General features: G+C 72.3%; 14 protein-coding genes. 6 read left to right on the top strand and 8 right to left on the bottom strand.

What is annotated here, in order from left to right:
• Positions 1-54: 54 nt before the first annotated feature.
• On the top strand, positions 55-1,290 hold the full coding sequence (gene glgC / locus HD593_RS16960; protein WP_185103078.1) for a glucose-1-phosphate adenylyltransferase: 1,236 nt from the start codon (positions 55-57) through the stop codon (positions 1,288-1,290).
• A 156-nt stretch (positions 1,291-1,446) separates the two neighbouring features.
• Here the strand turns inward: glgC and HD593_RS16955 are convergent, their stop codons facing one another.
• Complete coding sequence (locus HD593_RS16955; RefSeq protein ID WP_185103077.1) at positions 1,447-1,917, bottom strand: hypothetical protein; 471 nt, start codon at positions 1,915-1,917, stop codon at positions 1,447-1,449.
• A gap of 180 nt (positions 1,918-2,097) precedes the next feature.
• Here HD593_RS16955 and HD593_RS16950 point away from each other — a divergent pair, with 180 nt between their 5' ends.
• Together HD593_RS16950 and HD593_RS16945 are read left to right on the top strand one after the other, a co-directional pair.
• On the top strand, positions 2,098-2,568 hold the full coding sequence (locus HD593_RS16950) for a nuclear transport factor 2 family protein (RefSeq protein WP_185103076.1): 471 nt from the start codon (positions 2,098-2,100) through the stop codon (positions 2,566-2,568).
• Between the two features lie 63 nt (positions 2,569-2,631).
• A complete protein-coding gene (locus HD593_RS16945) occupies positions 2,632-4,110 on the top strand; it encodes an Nramp family divalent metal transporter (RefSeq protein ID WP_185103075.1) in 1,479 nt (492 codons plus the stop codon).
• Here HD593_RS16945 and HD593_RS16940 read toward each other — a convergent pair.
• The 3 genes from HD593_RS16940 to HD593_RS16930 form a co-directional block, all read right to left on the bottom strand.
• Positions 4,107-4,970, bottom strand: coding sequence for a hypothetical protein (locus tag HD593_RS16940; RefSeq protein ID WP_185103074.1), 864 nt, complete (start codon positions 4,968-4,970; stop codon positions 4,107-4,109). The genes HD593_RS16945 and HD593_RS16940 overlap by 4 nt on opposite strands.
• The gene (locus tag HD593_RS16935) at positions 4,967-5,332 is read right to left on the bottom strand and encodes a hypothetical protein (RefSeq protein ID WP_185103073.1); all 366 of its coding nucleotides are present in this window, start codon (positions 5,330-5,332) and stop codon (positions 4,967-4,969) included. The genes HD593_RS16940 and HD593_RS16935 overlap by 4 nt, the downstream gene beginning before the upstream one ends.
• 73 nt (positions 5,333-5,405) lie before the next feature.
• The gene (locus HD593_RS16930; protein WP_185103072.1) at positions 5,406-7,532 is read right to left on the bottom strand and encodes a heparinase II/III domain-containing protein; all 2,127 of its coding nucleotides are present in this window, start codon (positions 7,530-7,532) and stop codon (positions 5,406-5,408) included.
• 110 nt (positions 7,533-7,642) lie between these two features.
• Here HD593_RS16930 and HD593_RS16925 point away from each other — a divergent pair, with 110 nt between their 5' ends.
• Both HD593_RS16925 and HD593_RS16920 read left to right on the top strand, forming a co-directional pair.
• Positions 7,643-9,457: a DUF2264 domain-containing protein gene (locus tag HD593_RS16925; protein ID WP_185103071.1), complete on the top strand. Its 1,815-nt coding sequence runs from the start codon at positions 7,643-7,645 to the stop codon at positions 9,455-9,457.
• Between the two features lie 69 nt (positions 9,458-9,526).
• On the top strand, positions 9,527-10,099 hold the full coding sequence (locus HD593_RS16920; protein WP_185103070.1) for a hypothetical protein: 573 nt from the start codon (positions 9,527-9,529) through the stop codon (positions 10,097-10,099).
• A 41-nt stretch (positions 10,100-10,140) separates the two neighbouring features.
• Here HD593_RS16920 and HD593_RS16915 read toward each other — a convergent pair whose 3' ends face one another.
• The 4 genes from HD593_RS16915 to HD593_RS16900 form a co-directional block, all read right to left on the bottom strand.
• Positions 10,141-11,100: an ArsR/SmtB family transcription factor gene (locus HD593_RS16915; protein WP_185103069.1), complete on the bottom strand. Its 960-nt coding sequence runs from the start codon at positions 11,098-11,100 to the stop codon at positions 10,141-10,143.
• A gap of 531 nt (positions 11,101-11,631) precedes the next feature.
• Positions 11,632-12,603 (bottom strand): sporulation protein, encoded by a 972-nt coding sequence (locus HD593_RS16910; protein WP_185103068.1) that lies wholly within the window; start codon positions 12,601-12,603, stop codon positions 11,632-11,634.
• Positions 12,604-12,651: 48 nt separating this feature from the next.
• Positions 12,652-13,446: an ion transporter gene (locus tag HD593_RS16905; protein ID WP_185103067.1), complete on the bottom strand. Its 795-nt coding sequence runs from the start codon at positions 13,444-13,446 to the stop codon at positions 12,652-12,654.
• 82 nt (positions 13,447-13,528) lie between these two features.
• Positions 13,529-14,197, bottom strand: coding sequence for a GntR family transcriptional regulator (locus HD593_RS16900; RefSeq protein WP_221524796.1), 669 nt, complete (start codon positions 14,195-14,197; stop codon positions 13,529-13,531).
• A gap of 278 nt (positions 14,198-14,475) precedes the next feature.
• Between HD593_RS16900 and HD593_RS16895 the strand changes: the two genes are divergently transcribed.
• Positions 14,476-15,807: an MFS transporter gene (locus tag HD593_RS16895; RefSeq protein WP_185103066.1), complete on the top strand. Its 1,332-nt coding sequence runs from the start codon at positions 14,476-14,478 to the stop codon at positions 15,805-15,807.
• Positions 15,808-15,809: the final 2 nt, after the last annotated feature.

Raw genomic sequence — 15,809 nt, 5'->3', positions numbered from 1 at the left:
TCACGGTGCGGGGTTTCGTCGATAGATCGGCCATTTGAGGGTAGCGTCCTGGGCATGAGGTCCCGGAGGGTGCTTGCGGTCGTGCTGGCAGGTGGAGAGGGCAAGAGGCTCATGCCGCTCACGGCGGATCGGGCGAAACCGGCGGTGCCGTTCGGCGGGATGTACCGGCTCATCGATTTCGTGCTGTCCAACCTCGCCAACGGCGGCTTCCTGAAGATCGTCGTGCTGACGCAGTACAAGAACCACAGCCTCGACCGGCATGTCTCGCGGACCTGGCGGCTGTCGGCGATGCTGGGCAACTACGTCACGCCGGTGCCCGCGCAGCAGCGGCTCGGGCCGCGCTGGTTCTCCGGCTCCGCGGACGCGCTGTTCCAGAACCTGAACCTGATCTACGACGAGATGCCCGAGCACGTGATCGTGTTCGGCGCCGACCACATCTACCGCATGGATCCGCGGCAGATGGTCGAGCAGCACGAGGACTCCGGCGCCGACGTGACGGTGGCGGCCATCAGGCAGCCGCTGTCGCTGGCCGACCAGTTCGGCGTGATCGAGACCGACCCCGAGGGCCGCAGGATCGTGGCGTTCAGGGAGAAGCCCAAGGACGCGGTGGGGCTGGCCGACTCGCCCGACGAGGTGTTCGCCTCGATGGGCAACTACGTGTTCAAGACCCAGTCGATGATCGACGCGCTGCGGGAGGACGCGCTCGACCCGACCAGCAAGCACGACCTGGGCGGCAACATCATCCCCATGCTGGTCAAGTCCGGCGGAGCCGACGTGTACGACTTCGCCAACAACATCGTGCCCGGCTCCAGCGAGCGCGACCGCGGCTACTGGCGTGACGTGGGAACCCTGGACGCGTACTACGAGGCCCACATGGACCTCATCTCGGCGCACCCGATCTTCAACCTCTACAACGACAAGTGGCCGATCTTCACGGGGCACGACCCGCTGCCTCCGGCCAAGTTCGTGCACAACGACGGCGACCGGGTGGGGCGGGCGATCGACTCGCTGGTGTCGCCCGGCGTGATCGTCTCCGGCGGCACGGCGATCAGGTCGATCCTGTCGCCCAAGGTGGTGCTCCACTCGCACTCGCTGGTGGAGGACTCCGTGCTGATGGAGAACGTCAAGGTCGGGCGGGGCGCGATCGTGCGCAAGGCGATCATCGACAAGAACGTGGTGATCCCCGACGGGGCGCGGATCGGGTTCGACCTCGACTACGACCGCACGCGGTTCGCGCTGACCAGGGGCGGGGTCGTGGTGATCGGGAAGAACGAGATCGTCGATCGGTGAGCGGGCGGCCCGCCGTCCGGGCCCGCCGTCCGGGCCCGCCGTCCGGGCCCGCCGTCCGGGCCCGCCGTCCGGGGGAATGACAAGGTCCCGGGCCACGCGAAGTGCCCCGGGACCACGCCGGATCAAGTCCGGGGAGCCGGCTTGGCCGGCCTCCGCTCAGAAGCGGTAAGGCGACGCGGGCAAGCCGTAGCCGCGCGAGCCCCAGCCTCCGCGCATGCCCCAGCCTCGGTTGCCCCAGGTGTTCGGCGAGGCCCAGTTGGTGGTGTAGCCATGGCCCGGGTTGCCCCAGCTGCCGTTGTTCCAGTTGTTGCCGTTGCCCCAGTTGTTGCCGTTGTTCCAGGTGTTTCCGTTGTCCCACTGGTTGTAGTCGTCGTACTTGTTGTGGTCGTCGTACTTGTTGTGGTCGTCCGTCTCCCACGTGTGGTGGGTCGGAGCGTGGTCGCTCTCGCACGCGTCGGCGTCGCGCTTGCCCGCCCAGACGCCCCAGGCGTCGATGCCCAGCGTGCGCGTGGCGTCGGCCAGGGTCAGGTTGCAGTAGGCCGGAACGGCGTTGGCCGGCGTGGCCAGCACGACGAGTGCGGCGGCGGTGGCAAGCGCGCCACCTGCCGCTATGAGCGTATGTTTCATGATCTCCCCCTGTAGTCACGGTCGTGACATCGATTCCGACTGTACGTAGCGCTCCCCGTTAGATCGTGTAACGCCACGCCCGGAACATCTCGTCGCTTTGTCACGACCCGCGCGCCATAGCCATCGGTTATGACGGCAGGTCTTGGACATGCCAGGCACTGCGGCCGGATGATCGGAGCCATGCGGAAGCACTCACCTCGGCCGGCTCTGGCCGCGCTCCTCCCGTTCCTGGCGGCCGCCTGTGGTACACCTCCCCCGCCGGGCTCGTCCTCCCCGTCACCGCCGCCCGCGACGACCTCCTCACCGGCCGCGACGGCCTCCGGTCCGGTCGCCGGCGTGGACCGGGCGGCGCAGGGGTACGTGGACGCGGTCAACGCCGGCGACCTGGACGCCCTGGTCGCCTCCTTCGCCCCGGACGCCGAGATCATCGACGTCAGCAGGAGCATCCAGGGACACGACGCCATCAGGCAGTGGGCAGGCAACGAGGTGATCGGCGGGACGTTGCGGGTCCTGTCCATCGCCGAGCGGCGGGCGGACGGGCAGAAGCTGCTCGTCCACTGGGCGCCCGGCGGATCCGGCGGCTGGCGGGCGCACTACGACTTCACGGTCGGCGGCGGGCGCATCGTCAAGGCCGATCTCCAGTACGCCTGACGCTTTTGGGTCTTGATGCCTTCGCCCTTCGGGATCACCCTGGGGGCCACAGGAGGCAGTGACATGTCGCATCCACTCGGAGTCAGCCGTCCCGATCTCGAAGTCACCGACCTGCCCACCCCTGAAGAGGTCTTCAAGGTCTCCAGGATCGGCCCCAAGGAACTGTTCAAGTACGCCGTCGGTCCGAGCCTGATCGCCCTGGGCATCTCGATCGGCAGCGGCGAGTGGCTGCTGGGCCCCCTCAGCGTGGGGCAGTACGGATTCGTCGGCGTCGGCTGGGTCATCCTGGTGTCGGCGCTGCTGCAGACGTTCTACAACGTCGAATGCTCCCGCTACGTGCTCGCGACCGGCGAGACGCCCGTCGTCGGCTGGGGGCGGGTGCCGCCCGGCTGGATGTTGTGGGTGCCGCTGTCGGTCCTCATCGTGATCTTCGCGTTCATCGCGGGCGGCTGGGCCGCGTCCGCCGGGCAGGGCGTGTACGCGCTGGTGCACGGCGCGCCCCCGGCCGCCGACGCCGCCGAGCCGCGCTTCTGGGCCATCGGCCTGCTCGTGCTGGTGTTCCTCATCACCGCCGCCGCCCGCCGCGTCAGCCGCGCGCTGGAGCTGGCCAACTGGGTGATGGTCGGCACGATCCTGCTCGCCCTGCTGGCCGTGGACCTGCTCGTGGTGCCGTTCAGCCAGTGGTGGGAGGGCATCCGCGGCTTCGTCACCCCGGCCGCACCGCCCGCCGGGATCACCGCCACCCAGCTCGGCGGCCTGGCCGGGTTCACCGCGCTGGCCTCCGGCCTGAACTGGTACGTCATGGGGCACTACCGCGACAAGGGCTACGGCATGGGGCACCGCGTCGGCTACATCTCCGGGCTGCGCGGCGAGCGGCGCGCGATCCTGGCCAGCGGCGTCACGTTCCCCGACGACGAGCGCAACCGCGGCCTGTGGCGGCGCTGGTACCGGCTGCTCATGGTGGACATGTGGGGCGTGTTCTTCGTCGGCGCCATCCTCGGCATGCTGCTGCCCACCCTCCTCATGTCGCAGGCCGTCGCGATGTCGGGCGAGCGGCCCACGCGCGCGAACGTGCCCACGTTCGTGGCCGGCGCGCTCGGCGACGAGTACGGGCAGGTGGCCTTCTACGTGGCGCTCGTGGTGGGAGTGCTGATCCTGTTCTCGACGCAGCTCGGCATCTTCGAGGCCATGGTGCGGGTGACGACCGACGCCGCCAACGCCACCAGCCCCCGGCTGCGCAGGCTGATCGAGGGCGACCCGCGGCGCTTCTACTACCCGTTCATGCTGCTCCTGCTCGTGATCATCTCGATCGTCATCTTCCAGTCGCTGCCGGTGGGGCTCGTCGAGTGGTCGGCGAACATGTCGAACCTGGGGGCGCTGATCTATCCGTTCCTGCTGATGTACCTCAACAGCAAGCTGCCGCGGCCGGCCCGGCCGCGTCCCTGGCACTACGTCATCCTGGTGCTCAACTTCCTGTTCTTCGGGTTCTTCTTCGTCAACTTCATCGCCGACTTCGTGGGGGACCCGCTCGTCACGTTCTAGCCGGTGGGCCAGATGGTGACCGCGGCCTTCACCGCTCCGCCGGCGGGCTCGGCGAGGACGACGTACGCGAGGTGGGAGGCGTGGGTCAGGATGCACAGGCGCTGGTGCGGCCTGACCCGCCTCTCGCCCTCGGGACCGTCCTCGGTGGGCGGGGTGCGGCGGCACTGCTCGCGTGAGGTGACGACGCGGGTGCGGTTCTCGTCCACGTAGATCGCGTCGCGGGTGAGCACGAGGTCCGCGTCGCCGGGGCCCGCGGTGGTGGCGCCCTGTGGGGTGAGCCGCCATCGGCTCGGCTCGCCCGCCGTCGCGGGGAGGGGCAGGGTGACCACCTCGTCGAAGAGGGCGGGCGTCGTCGAGCCCGGGTCTTCTGTACGTGGGTCGCCTGAAACCTGCGTGGCCGAGCCGCTGGGGCTTCCGGCGATGGGGCCCGGGGTGGTGAACGGCCGGATCACGACCAGGCCGAAGGCGATCGCCATCCCTGTCGCTGCCAGGGGGAGCAGCATCCGGGCCAGCGGCATCCGCCGTGTCCGGCGCTCTCGGGGGTGCGCGGCGGGGTGCTCGGCGACGGGTGGGCTTTCGGTGGCGAGCGGCTCGGGCGCGGCGGACCGTTCGGTGAGCGGCTGCTCGGGTGCGGTGGACGGTTCGGTGGCGAGAGGCTGTTCGGGCGCGGACTGTTCCGAGGCGGGGGACGGTTCGGGCGTGGGGGCGGGGGGCAGGCCGAGGAGCGCGGTCCAGTAGCGCTGCCACAGGCTGAGGTCCCGGCGGACGCGCACGTCGCCCAGCTCGTACGGGCGGCTGTCGATGAGGGCGTGCCAGTAGCGTCGCGCCAGCGTGCGGTCCCTGTGCCCGGCGGCGTTCACGGCGTCGTTTCCCGTGCCTGCTCGGCGGGCGCGTCCGGGACCCCGCGTAGCGAGCGCAGGGTGCCGACCTGGCGCAGCAGCGCGGGAGCCGAGGCGCCGACCGCGATGGCGGCCATGGTGCCGGTGATCTGGTCCCTGAACAGCAGGCATGCCGCCGCGCCCAGGGCCAGCCGGGTCGCGGCCACGAGCGAGTCCGCGACCGGGTCCAGGTACTCGTCCAGGCGTGGCAGCCTGCCGCCCTTCCGCTTCGCCCTGGCCTTCCTGCGAGCCTGCTGCCAGGCCGTCAGCGAGCTCCACACGTAGAGGATCTCGATGACCGCTCCTCCGACGGCCCCCAGACCCGCGGCCGTCATCGCCTCCATGACTCCGCCCCCCGGTACTGGCTATGGGTGCCAGCATGCGCGGGCGGGTCGCGGGCGGGCGAGCACCCGATGGTCAGGTAGTGCTCACCCGCGAGGTGGACGATTGTGTCCGTGCCGTCGCCCCCGCCACGGTGAACGTCGCCTCGAACCGGGCCGTGGTGGCGCGGCCTCGGACGAGGAGCAGGCCGAGGGGGCGGCCGTTGGGGTTGCCGGGGGCGGTGGCGGTGCGGGCGGTGAAGCCGTCCGGGATGGTGAGGGTGAGGTGGGGTGCGCCGGGGGCGGTCCAGGTTCCGTGGAGGTGGCGGTCGGCGGGGACGGTGAGGGTCTGTACGGCGCTGAGCCAGGCATGCCCCGAGGCGACGGCCGCATCGCCGGTCGCGTCGCCGGTGACCGGCTCGGCGGCACCGCCGGTGGACGGCCCGCCGGCACCGCCCGTGACCGGCTCGGTGGCGCTTGCCCGGGTGAACGTGCCGTCGCCGTGGAAGGTCCACTCGATCTCGTCGGGGTGGGCGAGGGTGACCGTGAGGACGTCCGTCCAGCCGTGGTCGTGGACGGTGATCGTGCGGTGCAGGACGTGGCCGTCCCACGCCGACTCGGCCGTGACGTGTCCGGGCGACCAGTCCAGGATGCGGCCGGTATGGGCGGGTTGCGGGCGGGAGCCGACGGTGACGACGTTGTGGGCCGCCGGTGAGCGCATCCAGGCCGTGAAGTCCGAGCCGTAGCCGCTCGTGCCGAGGTCGAGGCTGGACCAGCCGGTGGCGGTCTGCACGTCCACGGCCAGCTTGTCGCGGTGGTCGTGCCAGCCGGCGTCGGGGCCCGCGCGCAGGGCCAGCCGCACGGCCGGCGATCGCAGCAGGGCGATGCCCGGCCCGCGCCAGAGGAAGGAGCCCGAGGGGGCGGCCGTGCCGGAGGGGAGGTCGTCCGGGCCGAAGACCAGGGCCGCCACCGAGGGGCGGTGCGGCAGTGGGGTGGTGTGCTCGGGGAGCTGGGCGCCGTACCAGAGCCGCAGCGGCGCCGGGCGGGGGTCGCGGTAGTACGGGGCCAGGTCGGGGCGGGCGTTGGGCAGGAGGGTCCAGGCGGCCTCGGCCTGCGGGGCGAAGTCGCCGGTGAAGCAGTCGGGCCAGCCGTCCCCGTACGCGGGGAGCCGGCCGTCCGCGTACGCCAGGAGCGGGGGCGCGGCGATGGCCCTGGACAGGTGGGCGGCCGACTCCTCCGACAGGCCGGCCGGGCCCGTGGCCTCCACGTAGGACAGGAGGGCGGCCAGCGCGTAGTAGTGGTAGTGGGGGTTGATCTCGTACCAGAGGCCCTCGGGGTGGAAGCCCTGGCGGACCTGGGCCTCCGCGCCGTACTCGCCGTCGCGGCACCAGGCCAGCAGGTCCGCGTCGCCGAGCCGTGCCGCGCACTCGGCCAGGGCGGCCAGGAGCCAGCAGTGGATGTTGTGGACAGCGCCGACCTGCGGCCTGAGCAGGTCCGCGACGGCGCCCGCCAGCCCGTCCACGGCCCGTGCCGTCTCCGGGGCGAGCGCGTCGCCGGCCCAGCGGGCGGCGCGCAGCAGGCCGACGGCCCAGACGGCCTCGTCGAGCGACTGCGGCTGGACCCGGCCGGTGCCCGCCGCCTGCCCGTGCGGGGCGTAGGCGAGGTAGTCGCGGGCGTAGGCGGACAGGATCCGGTCGAGCTCGGCAGCGGCTACCTCAGGCAGCGAAGCCCCCGAACCGCCCCCGAACGCACCACTCCCAGACGAGCCGGGGCCGGGCGCGCCGCTCCCGGACGAGCCAGGATCGGACAGGCCGCTCCCCGACGGGCCAGGATCGGACAGGCCGCTCCCCGACGGGGCGGGGCCGGACGGGCCGCTGCCGGACAAGGCGGGGTTGACGTGCAGGAGGAGGGCGGCGCGCTGGGCCTGGGCGGCGAGGGCGTCGTGGGTCCTGGCGCGCCAGGCACCGTCCCACGGCTCCCCCGCGTACACCTTCCCGCACCCCGTGCACACGTGCCGCCCAGCCTCCCCCCGCTCGTACCGGAGCGCGGCTCCGTCGGCGTCGCAGAAGTAGTGGTGCGTCCACGCCGACTCTCGCTCAGGCCCCGGGACGGGCGTCCCGTGCCACGTCGCGAAGCCGTCGCGGAGCGCCGCCACGATCGCGGCGGCCCAGGGCCGGGTCGCGGCGCGGCGGCGTACGGAAGGCCAGTCGGGATCGTGGCTCACAGCATCAGCCCTCAGCACACGTCGCGGGGAGGTCGAGCCGGCACCCGACCCACACTACGGCCGCGGAACCCCGCTTGTGGGATGCGGCCCCGGCATGTTTCCGTGGCGGAATGATCTCTCCCTACACGGGCTGGACCAGGGAGCACTGGGCCGACCTGGCCGACCGCCTGCTCCTGTCGGCCCGCCGCCACGCCTCCCCCTCCCACGCGCGCGTCAGCTTCCCCGGCGAGCCCGGCGGCTACGGCCCCGACGTGGACGCGCTGGAGGGCTTCGCGCGCACGTTCCTCGCGGCCGGGTTCCGGGTCGCGGGCGAGGGCGGGCGCGACCCGCTGGGACTGATGGAGTGGTACGCGGACGGCCTGGCCGCCGGCACCGACCCGCACCACCCCGACCGCTGGGTACGCCTGGACGAGCACGGCCAGGCCAAGGTGGAGGCCGCCTCCATCGCGCTGGTCCTGCACCTGACCAGGCCGTGGCTGTGGGACCGGCTGCCGCCGCGCGTGCGGGAGCAGGTGGTCGACTACCTCGCCCCGGCCGTCGGCTCCGGCTACCCGCCGATCAACTGGGTGTGGTTCCAGATCGTCGTGGAGCAGTTCCTGGCCTCGGTCGGCGGCCCGTACGCGCAGGAGGACATCGACGCCGGGCTGGCCCTGGCGGAGAGCTTCGAACGCGAGGACGGCTGGTACGCCGACGGCGCCGAGCGCGCCTACGACCACTACGCCGGCTGGGCGCTGCACTTCTACCCGGTGTTGTGGAGGGAGATGGCGGGCCTCCCGCCGGACCCGCGGCACCTGGCGCGGCTCGAACGGTTCCTGGACGACGCCGTGCACCTGGTCGGCGCCGACGGTTCGCCGCTGGTCCAGGGCCGTAGCCTGGCCTACCGGTTCGCCGCAGCGGCGCCGTTCTGGGTGGGGGCGAGGGCCGGGGCAGGCTCGCCCGGGCTGCTGCGCAGGGCCGCCTCGGGCATCGTGCGGCACTTCGCCGAGCGCGGCGCGCCGGACGAGAACGGGATACTCAGCCTCGGGTGGCACGGGCCCTACCGGGCGATCGCGCAGGACTACTCGGGGCCCGGCTCGCCGTACTGGGCCGCGAAGGGCCTGTTCGGGCTGGCACTGCCGGCCGATCACCCGGTGTGGACGGCCGTGGAGGAGCCGCTGCCGGTGGAGCGGGGCGACTTCGCGCGCGTCGTGCGGGCCCCCGGCTGGCTGGTGAGCGGCACCCGGGCGGACGGCGTGGTCCGCGTGGTCAACCACGGCACCGACCACTCGCACCCGGGCTCAGGGCTGGCCGACGCGCCGCTGTACGCGCGGCTGGGCTACTCGACGGCCACGTTCCCGCTCCTGGCGGGTGACCCGCTGGACCAGTCCGTGGTGGTGCTGGACGAGGAGGGGCGGGCCAGTCACAGGACCGGGTTCGACGCCGGTCCCGTGCGGGTGCTGCCGTCCGGCACGCTGGTCGGGTCGTCGCGCTGGCGGGCGCGCTGGGGCGAGCAGGGCCCCGGCCCCGACCACGGTTATTCCAGGGCGGGCGCGCCGATGCGGGACGGGCCCGAGGTGGAGGTCGTGTCGGTCGTACGCGGGGCGTGGGAGGTGCGGCTGGCCCGGCTGACCGGGCAGGCGCGCAGGCTGCGGATGGGCGGCTGGCCCGCGCCCGAGGGCGGCCCCGCCACGCGGGTGGCCGGAGGCCCCGGGCTGGGCGAGTCGGGCACGGAGGTGGCGGCCACCCCGCTGGGCGAGCGCACGCTGGTCCCGTGGTGCGCGACGCCGGGCGAGGCGGAGCCCGGCCGCTGGTACGCCGCCGCGCTCCTGCTCGGCGACGGCGGGCGGCCTCCGGTGATCGGCGAGGGGAAGATCACCTGGCCGGACGGGACGATCGACGACGTCCCCGAACCGGAGACGGCGACGTTTCCAGGTCTGTCGAAGTGATCTCCCGGCCCGATCGGGCGTTGCTAGCTTGACGGCGTCCTGATCGGCACATCGGAGGGAAACGAACTCATGGCCTTGTCGTTCGGCCGCATGACCCGCCCCGTCGGACTCGGGCTGGCGGTGGCCCTGGGCGCCACCCTGTCCCTCGGCGTCGCCACGGCACAGGGCGCCTCCGCGGAGGCGTCGGCCACGGCCGTCGCCGCCCAGCGGGTGAAGGTCTACGAGCTGGTGACGAAGGACGGCGGGTTCTTCTACACCGCCAGCGAGTCGGAGAAGCAGAGCGCGATCACCAAGCACGGCTGGTCGACCACGAAGACGCCGCTGTACTACGTCTCGCGGGCCCCGTTCTCCGGCGGCAAGCCGCTCTTCCGGCTGCGCTGGGCCAAGAAGGCCTCCTACCTCGTCACCGCGTCGGTGGCCGAGCGGGAGCGCCTGGTGACCTCGGGCGACTTCCGCTACGACGGCATCCTCGGCTACGCGCCCAGCACGGCCGGCGCCGGTGGTGACGTGAAGGTGTTCCGCCTGTCGAACAACAACAAGTGGCGGCTGGCGATCGAGTCGCACACCGAGAAGATCCTCGCGAACGAGCCCGGCTGGAAGCTCGACGGCCCCCTCCTGCGGCAGTTCAGCACGGGGAGCTGAGGAAGGGGGCTTCCACCGCGCCTGTGGAAGCCCCCCTCCCGTCAGCGCCGGTGGAACAGCTCCAGCAGCTCCTCCGCGCGGTGGGTGCGGCCCACCCACACCTCCCTGCCGCGGCGTTCCCTGGTGATGAGCCGCGCGGCCCGCAGCCGGTCGCAGTGGTAGGTGATGCTGCTCGGCGCGATCTTCATGTCGGCCGCCAGCATGCTCATGGTCTTGGGCCTGGCCACCGCGCAGAGCAGGTCGGCGCGTACCGGGCCCACCAGCGCCGACAGCTCGTCGTACGCCGGAGCGGCGGGCCGGCGCCACAGCGTCGCCGCACCCGGCACCGGGTAGGCGATCCAGACGGCGTCCCCGCCGTCCAGGCCGAGGATGAGCGCGTCCTGGCCGGCCAGCATCGGGACCAGGACGATCCGGCGCTCCCCCAGCTCCTGCGTGCCGGCCTCGGGGCCGGGGACGAGCAGGCCGCCTCCGCCGTACGAGAGGTGCGGGCTGAGCGCCCCGAGCAGCAGCTCGGGGCCGCCGCGGACGGTGGCCACGCCGACCCTCCTGACCTCCCTGTCCAGCAGGGCGCGGGCACGCTGCCACAGCGGCTCGGCGATGCTCCACACCTCGGACAGCGCGCTCGCGTAGCCGTGCAGCCAGGCGGCGGGGCGCTCGGCGGCCGAGCGCCAGTGCACGGGCAGCGGCCCGGGGCCGAACGCCTGCTCCAGGTCCGCGACCAGCCGGTCGGGCGGCAGCTCGCGCAGCGCGGCGAGCTGCTCCTGTACGGAGACGTCGCCGCCGTCGGGGACGCGGGGAACCAGGCAGTCGGGGGCCAGTGAGCAGCTAGGGACGGACAGCGGGCGGACCGCCTGGTGTCCCGCCCTGCCCACGCGCGCGGCGATGGCGTCGCGCCACAGGCCGGGCAGGCCGCGGCGGCGGCCGCCCACGGCGTCGGCGAGCAGGGCCAGGGCCGTCAGGTGCGGGGAGATCGAGAGGGACAACCGAGGAGTGGAGGTCACGCGCAGTTCGCTCCACACAGTCGTGCTGGTTACGTCGGCTCCTTGAGGTCGGCTCGCTCGGGCAGTGAGTCAACCTATTCCTGACGCTTTCTCCTGACTTAACGGCTGATTGCAGGGTTGCGGCAGGCCTTGACGTCCAGCTCTGGCCGGAACGGCACGAAGGGGGTGCGGCGTTCCGAGTGCGGCTGCCACGCTCCTCCTGACCCGATCTTCGCCGGTTGTAAGCGTGCTCGGCGCGAGCTTCGCGATCGCCCCGCTGCTGCTGGCGCTGCCCGCCGGGCACGCCGCCGACCGGTACGGCGAGCGGCGCGCCCCACCGCAGGCGGCTTGGCGCCGGTGTGTGCGGCGCAAGGGCGTGGCGCAGGGGCGTGCCGACGCAAGTGCGCGGCGCAGGGGCGTACCGGGGCGCGGGAGCGTGCCGACGTGCAGGGGCGGGCCGACGCAGCGGCGTGCGGCGCAGGGGTGGGACGGCGCTGGGGGCGTGCCCGGCCACGGGCTGGCCGTGGCCGGGGTGCCGGGTCGGGGTGGGTGTTACCAGTCGCCGCCCTCGTCGCCCTCGAAGAACTCCTCCACGACCTCCTCGACCACTTCACCGGCCACGAGGCCGCCCACCACACCGGCCGCGCCGGCGGCGACGACCATGCCCATCCCGGCTCCGCCGTGATGCCCGTGGTGCTCGTCGTGGTGCCCGTAGTGGCCGTGGTCACCGTGGTGGTGGCCGCCGTACGGGGAGCCGTGCCGGGAGAGGCTGTCGAGCCACCGCCCCAGCTCCCCCGCCCAGTCCGTACGCAGCGCGTCCTCATGGCTGACCTGGAAGCGGCCGATGGCGTCGCCGGAGGAGTAGCGGCCGGTGCGCTTGTCGGCCTCCAGCACCACCTCCAGCCCCGCCGGGTCGGCGACGAAGGTGACCTCCACCTCGCCCACCCGCCCCGCGTACTGACCGGTCGGGTAAAACTCGATCTCCTGGTAGAACGGCAGCTCCTGCCGCACCCCGCGCAGGTACCCGGCCTCCAGGTCGGCCGACTTGAAGGCGAAGCCGAGCTGCAGGAACGACTCCAGGATCCGCAGCTGCGAGGGCAGCGGCTCCACGGACACCATGTCGAGGTCGCCCTTGTCGACGGCCTTGGCGATGGCCAGCTCGGTGCGCACGCCGACGGCCATGCCCCGGAGCGGCTGGCCGGCGATCTCGCTGATCGGGGCCTCCCACGGGACGGGGATGCGGAAGCCGATGGTGCGCTCCTCGCCCTTGCGCAGGGTGAAGGGGCCGGAGACGCGCGTGCTGCCGAACTCGCTGAGCCCGCCGCTCTCGCCGTCGCCGTGCTCGATCTCGACCCGCGCCACGAGGCCGAGGGTGACGTGCTCGATCTCGGCGTCGAAGTCGCCGCCCTTGAGCCGCACCTCCCCCTCCAGCGTGCCGCCCGGCCGGGTACGCGGTGTGGACAGGACGGTGTCCACCGATGGCGCGCCGACCCCGAACGCACCCAGCATCCTCTTGAAGACCACGGCTCTTGTTCTCCTGTCGAGCGAAGATCGAAACGTGTGACGCCCGCGTCAACGATCGGCCGCGGGGCGGAGTTCCTCCTGGCGCTCACGCATGAGGAGCTGGTCCAGTTTGGCGTTCACGGCGGCGAGCTCCTGTTGGACGGCCTCGAGCTCCGGCGGGGTGTCGCTCTCCTCGTTCATGGCGTTGACGACGACCGCGATGAACAGGTTCAGCGCCACGAACGTGGACATGAGGATGTAGACGATGAAGAAGATCCACGCCCACGGCTTCTGCTCCATGACCTCCTGTGCGACGTTCCCCCAGTCGTCGCCGGTCATGATCTGGAACAGCGTGAACAGCGAGCGCGGCAGCTCGTCGAAGCGTTCGGGGACGATGTCGCCGAAGAGCTTGGTGGCGATGACCGCCGCGATGTAGATCATCAGGACCAGCAGCCCGATGATGGAGGCCATGCCGGGCACGGCGGCCAGCAGCGCGCCGACCACGCGGCGCATGCTGGGCACGGCCGAGACCAGCCGCAGCGCCCGCAGGATGCGCAGGGCGCGCAGCACGGACGTGGGGCCGGAGGCGGGGATGAGCGCGACGGCGACGATGATCGCGTCGAACCAGTTCCAGGGGTCCTTGAAGAACGCCCTGCGGTAGGCGTACAGGCGGGCGGCCAGTTCCACGGTGAAGACGGCCAGCGCGACGCGGTCGATGGCGTGCAGCAGGCCGCCGGCCCGCTGCATCAGATACGCGCTGGTCTCGCAGCCGATGGTGATCGCGTTGACGACGATGACCAGGACGACCGCCCGCTGCACGAGGCGGCTCTCCAGGATGGCCCGAACGCGTTCTTGCCCAGACAAGGGACTCCCTCCGAATGATCGTTGATCATCGTAGGGACGCGCGGTGCCGCGGCTCCCGGCAAAGATCAGGCTGAGAGATGGATCACAGGCCGCCGCTCCGCCTGACCCGCTCGACGAACCCGCACACGTGCGCGCGCAGCAGCCGCGCGGCCTCGGCGGCGGAGCCGGACTCGGCGGCCCGCAGGATCTCGCGGTGCTCGCCGGCCTCCGCCTCCCAGGTCGGGACGCGCTCCCAGGCCGCGGCGGAGATCAGCGCGGTCTGGTCGCGCAGCGAGTCGAGGGTGCTGACGAGCAGCGGGTTGCCGCAGCCCGCGTAGAGGGCGCGGTGGAAGTCGCGGTTGGCGAGGCTGCGGTCGGCGCGGTCGGCGGCGGTGTCGGCGCGGCGCAGGGCCTCGGCCGCCGCGGTCAGGTCGGCCCCGCGCTCGACCGTACGGGTGACGGCCTCGGGCTCCAGCAGCAGGCGCAGGTCGTAGACCCACTCCATGAGCGCGTCGTCCACCGTGCGCACGGTGGCGCCCTTGTACTCGCTCATCGTCACCAGGCCCGCGCCCGCCAGTGTCTTGAGCGCCTCGCGTACGGGCGTCTTGGACACGCCGAGCTGCTGGGCGAGCTCGGTCTCGACGAGCTGGCGGCCGGGCGGGAGCGCGCCGGTCAGGATCGCGTGCTTGATCGCCTCCAGGACGGCCGTGCCCCGTGACGACAGCGAGCCGGGCCGGCCGGAGAAGACGGGGGACGCCATGACCTCACTCATGGGATGAAAGATATCGTACATCGCATCTCGTATATGACCGCTCTCTTGCGTTACAGTCGCGTGAATTAGGACTTGAAGAAATCTGACCCGAGGAGGCCCGTAACCCGAGCCGTCCGGTGTGGCCCGCGGCCACGGACCACACCGGCGAAGACGGCTCCGTTCATCGCACACCCGGACCGGACGGATCCCCGTCAGGACGCCGTTGGCGCGGCGACCGGCGGGCTCGCGAGCCGGCGGTCCGGCGTGGCCACTGCACTGACCTGCAGCCTGGAGCTCGAATGCAGTCTAACTCCGCAACACCCGCCCCGGCGGTGCCCGCGACGGCGCGACGCGCCCGGTCCCGGCTCCGCTGGACGATCATCACCCTGTCGGGCCTCGGCCTGGCCATCGCCTACCTCGACCGCTCCGCCCTCAGCGTCGCCAGCACCTACATGCAGGACGACCTGGGCTTCGACCAGACCACGAAAGGGATCCTGCTCAGCTCGTTCTTCTGGACGTACGCGATCTTCCAGCTGCCCTCCGGGTGGCTGCTCGACCGCTTCGGCCCGCGCCTCATCTACCCGATCGCCGTCGTGTGGTGGTCGTTGTGGACGGCCGCGACGGCCCTGGCCCACGGCGTCGGCACGCTGCTGCTGACCCGGCTCGGCCTCGGCATCGGCGAGGCCCCCGTGCAGCCGGCCAACATCAAGGTGGTCGCCACCTGGTTCCCGCGCAGGGAGCGGGCACTGGCCTCCAGCCTGTTCGACACCGGGCAGCAGGTCGGCGTGGCCCTGTCCGTGCCGGTCGTCACCGCGCTGATCGCCGCCTTCGGGTGGCGCGCGGCGTTCGTGGTGATCGGCCTGGCCGGCATGGTGTGGGTCATCGGCTGGTGGATGATCTATCGCTCGCCGCGGGAGCATCCGCGCATCTCCCAGGCCGAGCTCGACTACATCGAGGGCGGCGACGCCGCCGTGCCCGAGACCGGGCCGCGGGTGCGCTGGGTGGAGCTGCTGCGCTACCCCACCGTCTGGGGGCTGGTGCTCGGCTACATCTGCCGCTCGGCGACCGGCGCGTTCTTCCTCACGTGGTACCCGAGCTACCTGGTCGAGGACCGCGGCTTCACGATCCTGGAGCTGGGCGTGTTCGGCTCGATCCCGTCGCTGCTCGCGGTGGGCGCCACGATCGCGGGCGGCGCGTTCTCCGACTGGCTGGTACGCCGCGGCGTCCCCATCTCCCGCGCCCGCAAGCTGCCCATCATCACCGGCATGCTGCTGGCCTCGACGATCGCGCTGACCACGTTCGTGGACGGGAACGTGGCCGTGCTGGTGCTGCTGTCCATCAGCAACTGCGCCCACTCCTTCGCCGGCGCCGCCATCCTCAGCCTGCCCGCCGAGGTCGCCCCCGCCCCCTCGGTGGTCGGTTCGGTCGCCGGCTTCCAGAACTTCGGCTCGCAGATCGGCAACATCATCAGCCCGATCCTCATCGGGTTCTTCCTGACGATGAGCGGCAACTCGTACACGGGCCCGATGCTGTTCGCCGGGGTGATGGCCATCCTGGGAACGCTGATCTACGGCTTCGTGGTGAAGGTCCGGCCGCTGAACGAGCACATCCCCGCAGAGAGCAGAGGTTGAGC

The sequence above is a fragment of the Nonomuraea rubra genome, from assembly GCF_014207985.1.
In the GTDB taxonomy this organism is placed as follows: domain Bacteria; phylum Actinomycetota; class Actinomycetes; order Streptosporangiales; family Streptosporangiaceae; genus Nonomuraea; species Nonomuraea rubra.
This window is presented reverse-complemented; position numbering and strand designations above follow the sequence as displayed.

Bases quoted from the DNA above. Each gene is read 5' to 3' on its own strand.
- glgC (WP_185103078.1), top strand. From the start codon at position 55: ATGAGGTCCCGGAGGGTGCTTGCGGTCGTGCTGGCAGGTGGAGAGGGC.
- HD593_RS16955 (WP_185103077.1), bottom strand. From the start codon at position 1,917: ATGAAACATACGCTCATAGCGGCAGGTGGCGCGCTTGCCACCGCCGCC.
- HD593_RS16950 (WP_185103076.1), top strand. From the start codon at position 2,098: ATGCGGAAGCACTCACCTCGGCCGGCTCTGGCCGCGCTCCTCCCGTTC.
- HD593_RS16945 (WP_185103075.1), top strand. From the start codon at position 2,632: ATGTCGCATCCACTCGGAGTCAGCCGTCCCGATCTCGAAGTCACCGAC.
- HD593_RS16935 (WP_185103073.1), bottom strand. From the start codon at position 5,332: ATGGAGGCGATGACGGCCGCGGGTCTGGGGGCCGTCGGAGGAGCGGTC.
- HD593_RS16925 (WP_185103071.1), top strand. From the start codon at position 7,643: ATGATCTCTCCCTACACGGGCTGGACCAGGGAGCACTGGGCCGACCTG.
- HD593_RS16920 (WP_185103070.1), top strand. From the start codon at position 9,527: ATGGCCTTGTCGTTCGGCCGCATGACCCGCCCCGTCGGACTCGGGCTG.
- HD593_RS16900 (WP_221524796.1), bottom strand. From the start codon at position 14,197: ATGAGTGAGGTCATGGCGTCCCCCGTCTTCTCCGGCCGGCCCGGCTCG.
- HD593_RS16895 (WP_185103066.1), top strand. From the start codon at position 14,476: ATGCAGTCTAACTCCGCAACACCCGCCCCGGCGGTGCCCGCGACGGCG.